This window comes from Cystobacter fuscus, from assembly GCF_044360685.1.
In the GTDB taxonomy this organism is placed as follows: Bacteria; Myxococcota; Myxococcia; order Myxococcales; family Myxococcaceae; genus Cystobacter; species Cystobacter fuscus_C.
The window spans coordinates 4,234,333-4,247,632 of the sequence record NZ_CP043491.1 but is presented as its reverse complement, the minus strand read 5'-3'; the positions used below and the strand labels follow the sequence as shown (position 1 = coordinate 4,247,632).

General features: G+C 66.1%; 11 protein-coding genes and 2 tRNA genes. 6 read left to right on the top strand and 7 right to left on the bottom strand.

Annotated elements, in window-relative coordinates; genetic code table 11:
- Positions 1-29: 29 nt before the first annotated feature.
- Positions 30-1,946, bottom strand: coding sequence for a molecular chaperone DnaK (gene dnaK / locus F0U63_RS17470; protein WP_395847048.1), 1,917 nt, complete (start codon positions 1,944-1,946; stop codon positions 30-32).
- Between the two features lie 349 nt (positions 1,947-2,295).
- Here dnaK and F0U63_RS17465 point away from each other — a divergent pair, with 349 nt between their 5' ends.
- Positions 2,296-3,387, top strand: coding sequence for a diacylglycerol/lipid kinase family protein (locus F0U63_RS17465; protein WP_395847047.1), 1,092 nt, complete (start codon positions 2,296-2,298; stop codon positions 3,385-3,387).
- A 75-nt stretch (positions 3,388-3,462) separates the two neighbouring features.
- Here the strand turns inward: F0U63_RS17465 and F0U63_RS17460 are convergent, their stop codons facing one another.
- From F0U63_RS17460 to greB, 4 genes are all read right to left on the bottom strand, one after another.
- A complete protein-coding gene (locus F0U63_RS17460; RefSeq protein ID WP_395847046.1) occupies positions 3,463-4,221 on the bottom strand; it encodes an SAM-dependent methyltransferase in 759 nt (252 codons plus the stop codon).
- Positions 4,222-4,301: 80 nt separating this feature from the next.
- Positions 4,302-4,619, bottom strand: a complete 318-nt coding sequence (locus F0U63_RS17455) for a YbeD family protein (RefSeq protein ID WP_071904984.1) — start codon at positions 4,617-4,619, stop codon at positions 4,302-4,304.
- 27 nt (positions 4,620-4,646) lie between these two features.
- Complete coding sequence (locus tag F0U63_RS17450) at positions 4,647-5,966, bottom strand: PhoH family protein (RefSeq protein WP_395847045.1); 1,320 nt, start codon at positions 5,964-5,966, stop codon at positions 4,647-4,649.
- Positions 5,967-6,251: 285 nt separating this feature from the next.
- Entirely contained in the window at positions 6,252-6,815 is a 564-nt protein-coding gene (gene greB, locus F0U63_RS17445; protein ID WP_395847044.1) for a transcription elongation factor GreB, read from the bottom strand.
- A gap of 185 nt (positions 6,816-7,000) precedes the next feature.
- Between greB and F0U63_RS17440 the strand changes: the two genes are divergently transcribed.
- The 3 genes from F0U63_RS17440 (at position 7,001) to F0U63_RS17430 (ending at position 8,995) form a co-directional block, all read left to right on the top strand.
- A tRNA-Lys gene (locus tag F0U63_RS17440) sits at positions 7,001-7,073 on the top strand.
- 17 nt (positions 7,074-7,090) lie between these two features.
- Positions 7,091-7,163: transfer RNA gene (locus tag F0U63_RS17435), tRNA-Glu, on the top strand.
- A gap of 368 nt (positions 7,164-7,531) precedes the next feature.
- Complete coding sequence (locus F0U63_RS17430) at positions 7,532-8,995, top strand: hypothetical protein (protein WP_395847043.1); 1,464 nt, start codon at positions 7,532-7,534, stop codon at positions 8,993-8,995.
- Between the two features lie 73 nt (positions 8,996-9,068).
- Here F0U63_RS17430 and F0U63_RS17425 read toward each other — a convergent pair whose 3' ends face one another.
- On the bottom strand, positions 9,069-9,539 hold the full coding sequence (locus F0U63_RS17425; protein ID WP_395847042.1) for a nucleoside deaminase: 471 nt from the start codon (positions 9,537-9,539) through the stop codon (positions 9,069-9,071).
- Positions 9,540-9,843: 304 nt separating this feature from the next.
- Between F0U63_RS17425 and F0U63_RS17420 the strand changes: the two genes are divergently transcribed.
- Positions 9,844-11,427, top strand: a complete 1,584-nt coding sequence (locus F0U63_RS17420; protein ID WP_395847041.1) for a cellulase family glycosylhydrolase — start codon at positions 9,844-9,846, stop codon at positions 11,425-11,427.
- Positions 11,428-11,480: 53 nt separating this feature from the next.
- Here F0U63_RS17420 and F0U63_RS17415 read toward each other — a convergent pair whose 3' ends face one another.
- Entirely contained in the window at positions 11,481-12,347 is an 867-nt protein-coding gene (locus F0U63_RS17415; protein WP_395847040.1) for a GNAT family N-acetyltransferase, read from the bottom strand.
- A 482-nt stretch (positions 12,348-12,829) separates the two neighbouring features.
- On the opposite strand from F0U63_RS17415, the gene F0U63_RS17410 reads away from it, so the two are divergent.
- A complete protein-coding gene (locus F0U63_RS17410) occupies positions 12,830-13,297 on the top strand; it encodes an ABA4-like family protein (RefSeq protein WP_395847039.1) in 468 nt (155 codons plus the stop codon).
- The last annotated feature ends 3 nt before the right edge of the window (positions 13,298-13,300 follow it).

Here is a 13,300-nt window from a genome sequence, read left to right as displayed (position 1 = left end):
CCGGCCCTCGTGGACTTCAACTCACCGCATCACGACTGGCGGAACTCGGCGTCCACCACGTCGTCCTTGGGCTTGGCCGAGCTGCCCGGAGCCGCGCCCTGCTCGGCGCCCGGAGGAGGCGCGCCGGCCTCGCCACCCGGGGCGCCACCCGTGGCCTTGTACATCTCCTCGGCCACCTTGTAGCTGGCCTGCTGCAGCGCATCCAGGGCGCTCTTGATGGCGTCCTTGTTGTCGCCCTCGCGCACGTCGTTGACGCCCTTGATGGCCGCCTCGATCGCGGACACGGCGTCCGCGGGGAGCTTCTCGCGGTTCTCCTTCACCAGCTTCTCGGCCGCGTACACCTGGGCCTCGGCCTGGTTCTTCACCTCCACCAGCTCGCGGCGGGCCTTGTCGGCCGCCTCGTTCTCCTTGGCGGTGCGAACCATCTTCTCCACCTCGTCCTTGGCCAGACCCGAGGAGTGGGAGATGGTGACCTTCTGCTCCTTGCCCGTCGCCTTGTCCTTGGCGTTGACGTTGAGGATGCCGTTGGCGTCGATGTCGAACGTCACCTCGATCTGCGGCACGCCGCGCGGCGCCGGGGGCATGCCGGTCAGGTGGAAACGGCCGAGGCTGCGGTTGTCCGCCGCCATCTCGCGCTCACCCTGCAGCACGTGGATCTCCACCTGCGTCTGGCCGTCCGCCGCCGTGGAGAAGGTCTCCGACTTGCGGGTGGGGATGGTGGTGTTGCGCTCGATGAGCTTGGTCATCACGCCGCCCAGCGTCTCCACGCCCAGCGACAGCGGGGTCACGTCCAGCAGGAGGATGTCCTTCACCTCGCCGGAGAGCACGCCGGCCTGCACCGCCGCGCCCACGGCCACCACCTCGTCCGGGTTCACGGAGCGGTTGGGCTCCTTGCCGAACAGCTTCTTGACGGCCTCCTGCACCATCGGGATGCGCGTGGAGCCGCCCACGAGCACCACCTCGTGCAGATCCCCCACGCTCAGGCCCGAGTCCTTGAGGCACTTGCGGCACGGCTCCAGCGAGCGCTCGACGAGGTCGCTGATCATCGACTCGAACTTGGCGCGCGTGAGCCGCACGTTGAGGTGCTTGGGGCCCGTGGCGTCCGCCGTGAGGAACGGCAGGTTGATCTCCGTCTCCATGGTGGAGGACAGCTCGATCTTCGCCTTCTCCGCGGCCTCCTTGAGGCGCTGCAGCACCATCTTGTCCTTGGCGACGTCGATGCCCGTGTCCTTCTTGAACTCGGCGATGAGCCAGTTCATCAGGGTCAGGTCGATGTTGTCGCCGCCCAGGTGCGTATCGCCGTTGGTGGCGAGCACCTCGACCACGTTCTCGCCCACCTCCAGGATGGAGATGTCGAACGTGCCGCCGCCGAAGTCATAGACGGCGATCTTCTCGTCCTTCTTCTTGTCCAGGCCGTAGGCGAGCGCCGCCGCGGTCGGCTCGTTGACGATGCGGCGCACGGTGAGGCCGGCGATCTCGCCCGCGTCCTTGGTCGCCTGGCGCTGGGCGTCGTTGAAGTAGGCCGGCACGGTGATGACCGCCTCGGTCACCTTCTCGCCCAGGTAGTTCTCCGCGGCGCGCTTGAGCTTGAGCAGCACCTGCGCGGAGATCTCCGGCGCGCTGTACTGCTTGCCGTCGAGGTCCACGCGCGCGTCGCCGTTGGGGCCCCGCACCACCTTGTAGGGAACGAGCTTCGCCTCCTCGGTGGTCTCCTCGTAGCGCCGGCCCATGAAGCGCTTGATGGAGTAGATGGTGCGCTCCGGGTTGGTGATGGCCTGACGCTTGGCCACCTGCCCCACGAGCCGCTCCCCGTCCTTGGCGAAGGCAACGACCGAGGGAGTCGTGCGCGTGCCCTCCTCATTGGTGAGGACCTTGGGCTCGCGGCCCTCCATGATGGCGACCACGCTGTTGGTCGTGCCCAAGTCGATGCCGATGATCTTGCCCACGGTGTACAACCTCCGGAAATAACTGGGAAAATTACCGCGAAAGGCTGGAGTGCTTCCGTCGTGTGACCAACGTAACCACCCACCCCGGGGTGTCAAACCGAGTGCTTCCCGGGTGACGAACCGGCCACGCGCGGGTGCCAGGTGCGTAAACCATTCTCCACTTCCGCCACCCGCGGGTACCAATCCACCGGAGGGCTCCCGCGCGAACCCGTGCCGCAACCCCTTGGAACTCCTGGGGAAAGGACAGGTAACGCCTCGCGTCAGCCGCTGGCGGAGAACGTGCACAGACTCAGGGGGGCTCGCCGCGAGGTCGCGGTGGGCACCTGATTTCTTCGTGGAGGCAGCACCCATGATGGTTCAGCCCCTGCGGTCCGTCGAAGCGCGCTCCAGCCCGTCCGTCCTCGGGGCGCCCGAGCATCGACTCGCGGTCCTGCTGAATGCCAACGCCCGCCAGGTCGACGCCCGGCTGGTAAAGTTCCTGTCGCACGTGGTCCCGGAGCAGGATCTCTTCCTGTCGCGCTCGGAGCTGGACTGTCGGCGCATCGTCCAGACGATCCTGGAGCGCGGCTACCCGGTGGTGATGACGGGAGGAGGTGACGGGACGTTCCTGGGCGTGGTGAACGAGATGTTCCGTCAGTTGGAGCCGCGTGGCCGGTTCGCCGGCAAGCAGGCGCCCCGCGTGGGCGTGCTCAAGCTGGGCACGGGCAACGGACTGGCCTCGTACGTGAACTCCAATGGGGGCATGGAGGGCATCCTCCAGGACGTGACCCGGGCGAGTGCCGGCAAGGTGTCCCACCAGCGGAGCATGGAGCTGCTGATGGTGGACGGCACGCGCACGCCCTTCGCGGGCCTGGGCGTGGATGGGAAGCTGCTCAACGACTACCTCTGGGTGAAGGATCACCTGGGCCGGGGCCTGCTCAAGAAGCTCATGTCGGGCCCGGGAGGCTACTTCTCGGCGGTGGCCTTCAAGACGGTGCCGCACTACCTGACGAATCCCACGCGGGTGGAGTGTGAGGTCACCAATGGACAGGCCGGCCCGGCGTTCCGCGTGGGCCCGGATGGCAGACCCGTGGGCGAGCCCTTCGCCCCCGGAGCGAGACTCTTCAAGGGCGAGCTCATCATGGCGGCGGCGGCGACGATGCCCTACTACGGCTACGGCTTCCGCATGTTCCCCTTCGCGGGACAGCGCCCGGGGATGATGCAGCTGCGCCTGGGCCAGTTGAACCCGCCCCACGTGCTGGCGAACCTTCCGAAGCTGTGGGCGGGCCGCTGGTTCCCCGAAGGCCTGCATGACTTCTACGCGCGCGAGGTGCACCTGCGCTTCAGCAGGCCGATGCCGTTCCAGATCGGTGGAGACGCGGCGGGCTACCGGCGGGAAGTGACGCTCGGGATGGCGGCCGAGTCCGTGGAGCTGCTGGACTTCCAGCCCTCGGTGCAGTGAGCCAGGGGCAGTGAACGCGAGACGACGCCTTCCCGGCGGGAGGGCGTCCGTCCGAGCAGCGTACCGCGCGGCGGGCTAGCCGCGGTCGCGCGAGGCGGGTGGCTTCTCTCCCGGCTCCCGGCGGCGACCCACGACGAAGGCGTAGCTGGAGGTGGCCGTCCCATTTTCACGGTGCAGGGCCATCTCCTCGCGCAGCCACTGGATGGACTCGGCGGGCGCCTGCTCGAGGTAGGGGGTGAGTTCCCGGTAGAGCGCATCCAGCTCGGAGTCCTGGAGGGACTCGACGGACTCGGGCTCGAAGCCCGACGAAGACAGCTGCTGGAGCAGCTCGCGAGGCAGCAACAGGGGCGCGCCCAGACGGCGTTCCCAGAACTCGAGCACCGCGCGCGGAGTCACCCGGCCCACGCGCACCGGATAGGTGAGGCCCAGCCGTCCATGGTGGGCCAGGAAGGGCCGGAGCGAGCGCAGGGCATCGGGCAGGGCCATCACGATCGGGCCCTGGCAGAGGATGGCGTCGAACTCTCCCTCGCGGAAGGCGGGACGGCCCAGGTCCACCCGCCGCACCTCGACACGCCCGTCCAGGGCGAGCGCGTGAACACGCTCGCGCATGCGCGAGAGCTGCGCCTCGTCCCAGTGCGCGGCCACCACGGAGCAACCGAACTCCTGGGCGAGCACGACGCCGGCCTGGATGGAGGGGCCGCACCCCAGATCCAGAACGCGCCCTCCCTCTTCCAGTTGAGCCACCTTGGCGAAGCGCCGGGTTGCCAGCTCGGAGCCAAAGGGACGCCGAGCATCACCGGGGAAGTAGAGCGGAAAGGGCTCGGCCACACTCATGACACGTCCCTTCTACACCGATGTCCGGGAATCTCCAATTCCCCTCTCCTCCAGGGCTCCAGGCCCCGGATTGGCCGCCTTCAGAGGTAGTAGACGACGCGCGGCTCCTCCTTGAGCCGCACGTAGATGGAACGGCGGTGCTCTTCGGACAGCAGGTAGACGGACACGCTGACCGACACGTACGTCCCCTTGCTGCTGGACTGCTCCTGGATGGAGTCCGGAGAGATCTCCGTCCCCATGTACGTGCGGAAGAGGTCGCGCACGTACTCGACGAAGTCAGGGGCCCGCCGCCCCATCACCTTGAAGGTGTAGACGGTCGGGTAGTCGATGAGCGGCTTCTTCTCCTGCTCGCCGCCCGTGCCCTGGGCGGGATCCTGCTGCGTACCGTCTCCCGACATGACTGACTCCTCCCGTGGCGCAGGGCGCTAGAGAAGGTTGGCGGCGAGCTCGGCCAGGGCGCTGCGCTCGCCCTTGGTCATGGTGATGTGGCCCGCGATCTTCTCGTTCTTGAACCGGTTGACCACGTGGACGAGTCCGTTGCTGGTCGCGTCCACGTAGGGGTTGTCTATCTGGAACGGGTCCCCGGTGAGAATGATTTTCGTGTTGTCCCCCACGCGCGTGATGATGGTCTTCACCTCATGGGGCGTGAGGTTCTGGGCCTCGTCGATGATGATGTACTGGTTGGGGATGCTGCGCCCACGGATGTAGGTGAGCGCCTCGATCTCCATCAGCCCCAGGTCGATGAGCTCGTGGTAGCCCCGGCCGGCCTTCTTGTCGGCGCGGCTGAGGTTCATGAGGAACTCCACGTTGTCGAAGATGGGCTGCATCCACGGGTTCATCTTCTCCTCGAGCGTCCCGGGCAGGAACCCGATGTCGCGGCCGAGGGGGAAGACGGGCCGGCTGACGAGCAGCTTCTGGTAGACGTTCTCCTCGGTCACCTTGTGCAGGCCCGCGGCGATGGCCAGCAGCGTCTTGCCCGTGCCCGCCTTGCCCACGATGGTGACGAGCTTGATCTCGTCGTTCATCAGCAGATCCAGGGCGAAGCTCTGCTCCATGTTGCGCGGCCGGATGCCCCAGACCCCCTCCTTGATGCCGCGAGAGAGCGGCACCACCCGCCCCCGGGAGGCGTTGAAGCGGCCCATGGCGGCGTGGGACGGGTTCGTCTCGTCCTTGAGGAGGATGAACTGGTGCGGCGAGAGCGTGTCCTGGCCGGAGATCTCCACCTCCGCGCCGGACTTGTACATCTGGTCCACCATCTCCCGAGGCACCAGCCGCTCGGTGAAGCCCGTGTACAGCTCGGTGATCTCCACGCGCTCCGCGTCATAGTCCTCGGCGAGCAGGCCCAGGGCATCCGCGCGGATGCGCAGGTTGGTGTCCTTGGTGATGAAGACGGCCGGGGACTGGGGCTCGCGCTCCATCAAGTCCAGCGCCACCGCCAGGATGCGGTTGTCCATCAGATCCCTGTCCGCCATGGACAGGGGCGCTTCACGCTCGGTGAAACACACCCGCAGCACGCCGCCATGCGGCAGGCGCACGCCCTCCTTCAGCGAGCCCTCTTCCCGGAAGGAATCCAGGTAGCGCGCGACCAGGCGCGCGTTGCGGCCCAGCTCGGAGAGATCGCGCTTGAACTGATCAATCTCCTCGATGACGTAGATGGGGATGATGACGTTGTGTTCTCTGAACCCGTAGATGGAGCGCGGATCGTGGAGAAGGACGTTGGTGTCGAGGATGAAGTTCTTTCGCATCGTGTGGAGCGCGACCTCGAAGTGGGTGCGACCGATGGACCGACCGTGCGACGGGACTCCGACTGACGAACTGCGCTGCGCCTGCTCTACTCTTCCCGAATATAGGGCTCGCTTCCTCGGCAGGAAGCCCGACGAAGCCGTTTCGGGACCTCCTGGGAGTTTTAACGCGTCCGGCGACGAGGACAGTCCCCAATCGCCCGAACTCCCGGAGCAGTGGACAAAGACCCGGAGAGGACACGCAAGCGCCAGCCGGGCGTTGCATGACGCACCCGGGCGAACAGGCCGCTACACGTAGCGGATCTGGACGAGGGTGTACTCGATCTCCCCTCTGGGCCGGATGACCTCCACGGTGTCACCGACCTTCTTGCGCAGCAGGGCCCGGGCCAGGGGAGACTCCACGCTGATGCGCCCGCCCGCGGTGTCGATCTCGTCCGAGCCCACGATCTGATAGGTCACCCGCCCGCCGTCCTCGTCCTCGAGCGTGACCGTGGCACCGAAGTAGACGTGCTCGGTGTCCGTCTGCTCGGACGGCACGACGATGGTCGCGGTGTCCAGGCGCTTCTGCAGGAAGCGCAGCCGCCGGTCGATCTCCCGCAGGCGCTTCTTGCCGTAGATGTACTCGGCGTTCTCCGAGCGATCTCCCTGGGCGGCGGCGGCGGACACCTCGGCGGTGACCTTGGGGCGCTCCTCGTTGAGCAGCCGCAGCAGCTCCTTGTGCATGCGCTCGGCCCCCGCCCGGGTGAGGTAGCGCCGGGGCTTGGAGACGGGCTCCTCGTCCTCCTCCCCTTCCAGGTCCAGATCGTCGGGTTCCTCGGGTGCTCCCTCGGAGTGTCGGCTGTCGCGGCGCATGCTTCCGGTATAGCGCCTCGCCCGGGGAGCGCCAGCCAGCGGCGGGAGGCCGCTCGGGGCACCTGGGGGTTGATGGGAAACAGGGAGCTGGATCGGGAGTAGAACTCCGGAACGAGTGCTGGTAGAGAGGGGCCGAGCCGAGGGGCCTTGCGGAAATCGGAGGGTCCCGTAAAAAAGAATAGTGCGAGTCGCTAGCTCAGCTGGTAGAGCACCGGCCTTTTAAGCCGAGGGTCGGGGGTTCGAGCCCCCCGCGACTCACAGAAGTAGAAGGAGCCGTCCCCGTCGTCTAGAGGCCCAGGACGCTGGCCTTTCAAGCCGGTAACACGGGTTCGAATCCCGTCGGGGACACAAAAGCCGAGGCCGGAAGCCACTGAGCGATCAGGGGTTTCCGGCCTCGGTGTTTTCGGGCTGCTTCTCGTCTCCAGGATGTCTCCACGCCGGAGACTCCCCCGCTCCTCCTCCAACATCGGGTCACCTCGAGCCCCACCCGCTTCCGCGTGGCGCACATCCACGAGCGGACTGTCTGCTCGGCTCCGGGGTCCCATCCGCACGTCCTCGTCGGTGAGGGCGCCCTGCCGCTTCATCCCGGACCGAGGCAGGCGCGGACAGCGCAGTCACAAGGCGTGATGCCCCGGCGTCTCAGTACAAGCGACGCCCATGGCGCCGTCAGCGGATTCTGGAAAACAACACACAGCTGGCCGAGCGAAGGAAGAACCATGCAAAGCATCCCGTACGATCCCGCCCTGGTCTTGGGCAACCTCGTTGACGAGAAGCTCCTGAAAGCCATCCTGGATGTCTCCGCCGCGGCGGCCCCCGTGGATGCGGCCCACGAGAAGCTCAACGCGCTCATCCTCTCCAAGCGAAGCATCGACATGACCATCCAGGAGTTGACTGGGATGGGCGTTGACCCCAAGGACGTGATCGCCGCCGCCGGCAAGCTGGGGGATGACATCTCCAAGGCGGCCGTGGAATACGCCACCGCGAGCATCCAGGGACAGAACAACATCCTCAAAGCCAGGGGAGCCCGTGCCTCGGTGCCCGTGACCGCCAATGTCGAGAGCCCGATCGACTACGTCAGGACCCAGATCAAGAAGATGCCGCTGTCCGCGGACTCGATCAAGATGGACGCGCAGTATTTCTCCAATGAGGAGAACCGGCAGGGCTCGGAGAGCGTGGCACACACGATCAAGACGTATGTGGCCGCTTCGACCAGCTTCCTGGGCACGGAGCGCAGCGTCCAGGCGGGGGCCTCCGCCCAGGCGCAAATCTCGTCCCAATACCAGAATCACGATGTCGCGGGCACATTGGTGATCACCGCGGGCTGCACCCACAAGGACGCGGCGCTGCTCGCCCCCCTGATCATCGACCCTGACAAGGCGATCCGGGTCTGGAACGAGTTCTTCCCGGGGGATGCCATCTCGACCGATCATCCGGAGCAGATGGTTGCGTCCGTCATCAATGCCAAGACCTCCAGCCCCAATGCCTTGAAGCTGCTCTCGGGGGCCACCTACGGCTCGAGCTTCGTGGGCATGGTCCACGTGCTGAGGAGCGAGTCGACGCGGAGCAACCAGACGATGCTGTCGGCTGCCGCCAATATGCAGGCGATGATGAAGACAGGCAGTTGGTTCGCGAACGCGGAGGGCGGGTTTGGTGTTTCGGAATCGTTTTCGGCCGACGTCAAGCGACTGCTGAGCATGCAGCAGGTCAACTCCCACTGCAGCGTCATCACCATGGGGTCGATTCCCTCCATCAAATCCAACATGGTGAAGCTCGGAGTCAAGCAGTTCGCCGAGTTCGATGGCGCCGCCATGATGGAGAAGTTGGCCGCGCTGCAGAATGCCACCGCCACGGACATGGATTCCGTCGCCGCCGCCGCGGAAGCGGCCCGGACGGGCGGTCAGATGACGCAGATGCAGGCCACCCAAATCAAGAGCGTGATGAGCGGCCTGAGCGATCTCGATGCGCGCGAGAACAAGATGCTGGACATCAACTCGCTGATGACGGCCTTTGAGGACTACGTGGACAAGGCCCTTGCCGGGAACATCGGGGTGCCCATCAATTACTACCTCAAGAGCCTCACCAAGTCGGCGCTGGCCCACTTGTGGGTGGCCAAGTACTACCCGCAGTACCTGGCCATCAGCGAGGATGACACCGAGCGGCCCGCGCCCAAGGCGGGGTAACCACCGGAGAGCTCGCGCGGCGTGCCCCCCCCCGCGATCCTCCGCCTCGCCCATCTCCGGCGCAGTGCTCCCCTTACGATTTCCAGAAGCCCTCGTGCACCTCATGGGCCTCCGGCAACGCCACCGGGCCCACCACCTCGGTGGGCGAGGAGCCGCGGGCGAAGACGTCGCGGCAGGACATGCGAAGGGTGGGCGCGGAGGAGTCGAGGAACTGGCTCAGATCCTCGGAGGAGAGCGCGAAGACGACCCGCCGCACACCGCCCCAGAAGATGGCACCCGCGCACATGGCACACGGCTCGGTACTGGCGTAGAGGGTGGAGTCCGCGAGTTCCTCGGGACGGTATCGCCGGGTGGCCTCTCCCATGAGGTTGGACTCCGCGTGGCCGGTGCAGTCCCCCGTCGTTCCTTGGGTGTTCTCCCCCTCCAGCAGGACGCGTCCCCTCGCATCCACCAGCACCGAGCCGAAGGGATGGTTCCCCCGAGCCCGGGCCCGTCGCGCGAGGTCGATGGCGTGCATCAGGTGCGGCTTGTCTTCCGGTCGCATGTGTCCCTCGTTCCTGTCCACGTGCATGTCCGGGAAGATAGCCTGGAAGACCGACCCCTCGTGCTCTCGAATCAGCCATTCGTGCGCGCCCGGCAGGAGGGGAAAACGGTATTCATGGCTGAACACATGAATTCATTTCTCTCGCATCTCCAGCAAGAGAACCTCGCCACACGGTTATTTCCCACTATCCATTGAAAACGTTTTCCAGATATGGATACACTCATTGGGTCACCTGGTTCAAGAAACGGAGTTCCCCATGAGTCCGCACTCGATTCCGTGGTTCAAACGTGCTTTGCGCCTCTGTATGGCCATGCTCATCCTGCCGGTGGCCGCATTCGCCCAGACGCTTCCGCCGGCGTCGCAGGTGGCCGGCCAGATCACCATCGGCTGGAACCTCGGGAATACGCTCGAGGCCATCTGCGGTGAGACCGCGTGGGGCAACCCGGCCGTCACCCAGCAGTTCATCAACAGCGTCAAGGCCGCCGGGTTCAATGCCGTGCGCATTCCCGCCGCCTGGGATTGCCACGCCGATCAGAGCACGCTCACGATCGATCCGGCCTGGATGGCTCGGGTGAAGGAGGTGGTGGACTACGCCTATGGCCAGGGGATGTATGTGGTCCTCAACATCCACTGGGACGGTGGCTGGCTCGAGGAGCACCCGTTGTATTCGCATCAGCAGGCCGTCAACCAGAAACAGCGCGCCTACTGGACGCAGATCGCCAACAACTTCAAGAACTACAACGAGCGCCTGCTGTTCGCCGGCACCAACGAGGTCCATGCCGACTACGGCACGCCGACGGCCGAGCACATCACCGTGCAGCAGTCGTACCTCCAGACCTTCGTCGACGCCGTGCGCGCGACGGGCGGGAACAACGCATCCCGGACACTGGTGGTGCAGACCTACAATACGAACAGCTGGCACGGCCTCGATTACTTCTCTCTGCCGACGGACACGATCGCGAACCGGCTGATCGTCGAGGTCCATCACTACGATCCCTACGACTTCACGCTGAACACCAACAACGTGTGCTCGTCCTGGGGCGCCTCCTATCCGTCGCAGAGCGCATGCTCCTGGGCGCAGGAGGCCTACCATGACGACCTGTTCGCGCGCGTGAAGGCGAAGTGGGTCAACCAGGGGGTCCCGGTGATCATCGGCGAGTACGGCGTGGCGACGCGTCCGAACCTCAACCTGGAATCGCGGCAGTACTACCTCGAGTACGTCAATCGCGCCGCGGCTACCAACGGCATCAAGACCTTCTACTGGGACAACGGCGTCAGCCCCAGTCAGACCAACGGCTTCGCCTTGTTCAACCGGAGCAGCGGCGCCGTCGTCGATCAAGGCGCGCTGAGTGCCATCCGGCGAGGCGCCGGTATCGGCAACACGGGCAACTTCACGCTCACGGTCACGAAGTCGGGCACGGGCAGTGGCACGGTGACGTCGTCGCCGGCGGGGATTGAGTGTGGAAGCACGTGCAGCGCGAACTACTCGAGCGGCGCGTCCGTGACGCTCACCGCGACCGCGGCGAGCGGCTCGACGTTCGCCGGCTGGAGCGGTGCGTGCAGTGGCACGGGAACCTGCACGGTGTCGATGACGGCCGCGCGTTCGGTGTCCGCGACGTTCAACACGAGCGGAAGCGGCACGACGTGCTCCAACCCCATCACGTTCTCGGGCAGTACGGGCAACTTCAACACGACCGGCGCGGTGTGCTACCGGACCAACGCCAACATCAACGGCTGGGGTTGCCACAACTTCGACGGCCGGACGATCACCGTGGATGGACAGGCGCGAACCTGCAGCCAGATGCCTTTGACGCGCTCGTCCGACGGTTACTACTACTTCGCCGTGTCGGGTGGGACGTACGCGTGGGCGGGCTTGTACACGTGGTAGGCCTCGGCGCATAGGCGGAGGGGCCGAGGAGTGGCCCCTGCGCCCCAGAGGCATCACGTTCGTGCCATCACCGGGAACCGATGGGGCCCGGGCGGTGGCAGCACGTTGCGCACGAAGAGGTAGGCCTCCGTGTCCTCGCCGACGACATCCGCCCGAGGCCACCAACGTTCGGGAGTGAAGCCGAAGCGAACCGCGGTGACGGGCTGATCAATCAATCGCGGAATGTGGGGCCGCAGATCGAAGGGCTCACGCGCGAAGATGTCGTCGATGTAGAGCGTGCCGTTCTCGACGCTGGCGAACACCCAGGCATCGGCGTGCAGCTGGCGCAGGGGTCGCGAGAAGGCATTCGCCGCATACCAGCTCGCGATCCTCGCATGGCCGCGTGCGCCGAAGCGCTCGGTCACCGCGAGTCCCTCTTCGGACAGCGAGACCAGTCCCTCGCGCACGTGGGCCTCCGCCAGCTCGAGCACCGGCGCGGGCTCGCCTCCGGGCACCGCGTGGAACCCAGCACCGAACAGCGCCTGCTCCCGAGGCGTGAACCCGAAGCGCGGATAGAAGCCAAGCACGTTCTTGTTGGCGAACAACAGCACGGGCGCTTCGCCGCAAGACTCGAGCGCCGCGATCATCACCACCCGCGACAACCCCCTCCCCCGGTGGGAGGGCACACAGCCGACCGCGCCGAACTGGTAGCCGATGACCTCGCGGCCCTCGACCCACAGCCGCATCCGCGTCACCGACGCATTGGCCACCACGCGCCCCTCGTCGAGCACCGCGAAGGCTCGGTAGTCCTCGTTCCATGCACCCCACTCGCACCAACGCCGGAAATCCACGGTGCGAAAGACCCGAGGCACGTAGTCACAGAAGGCGGCTTGCAATACGGTGTCCCGGTGGCCGATTTCCACGACGGCAGGGGTTGTCATGGCTGGAGTCTGCCGTGTCACGCCCTCGGCGTCAGTCCCCAGGCTGCCGCCTGACCGGGCGTGTCCCGCGAAAAAGACCATTGCAAATCCGGGGACGAGGTGTAGCTTCTATCTCGACGCGTCCCCCGCGTCTCTCATGATCTCCTCTCGCTAGACATCCTCCGCCACGCGGCCTTTCGAGGTGAATCGCCTATCGCTCCTGGTAGGCCGTCGCCCATTGGCCGCCCGATTGCGCCATCGCGACAACGCTCCGCGGGTTTCCGCGGGAGTTCACGTCGTGAGCCGGTGACGGCGGAGTAAGGAACCCGACAAGCGAACGCTCCGAGGCCCCGCTGCTCGCCAGCGGATGGCTGCCTCGCGCTCGCTCGCCGTCCGTCGTCCGACGGGGCGAGCAGCCCGAAAGGCATCCAGGGCCACGGCTCTCATTCGCCGCGTCGATTCATCCGCGATTCCCCATCCGCAGTGCCGAACTGGAGGGCTGTATGAGAGTCGAAACCGTATTCAACCTCTTCAATTATGGTGTGTTTCCCGCGTGGGCCCTGCTGCTGTTCGCCCCGCGCTGGAAGTGGACGCGGCGGCTGGTCCACTCCGTGCTGCTCCCCGTGCTGCTGGGCGTGGCACATCTCGGCATGATGCTGGGATTGCAGCTGAGTGCTTCCATCCCAGAAGGGGCCAGCGCGGCGAGCCTCCGGGGTGCCATGCTGCTCTTCAGCGAGCCCTGGGTGGCGGTGCTCTGTTGGATCCACTATCTGGCGTTCGACCTGTTCGTCGGCGCGTGGATCGTCCGGGATGCGGGGCGTCGCGGACTCCCCCATCTGGCGGTGGCTCCCTGTGTCCTGTTGACCATGATGTATGGCCCCACAGGGCTCCTGGTGTACCTCATCCTCCGGTTCCTCATGCGCAGGACCCTCACCCTCCACGAGGAACCCGGAGCCGAGAAGGCCGCATGAAGC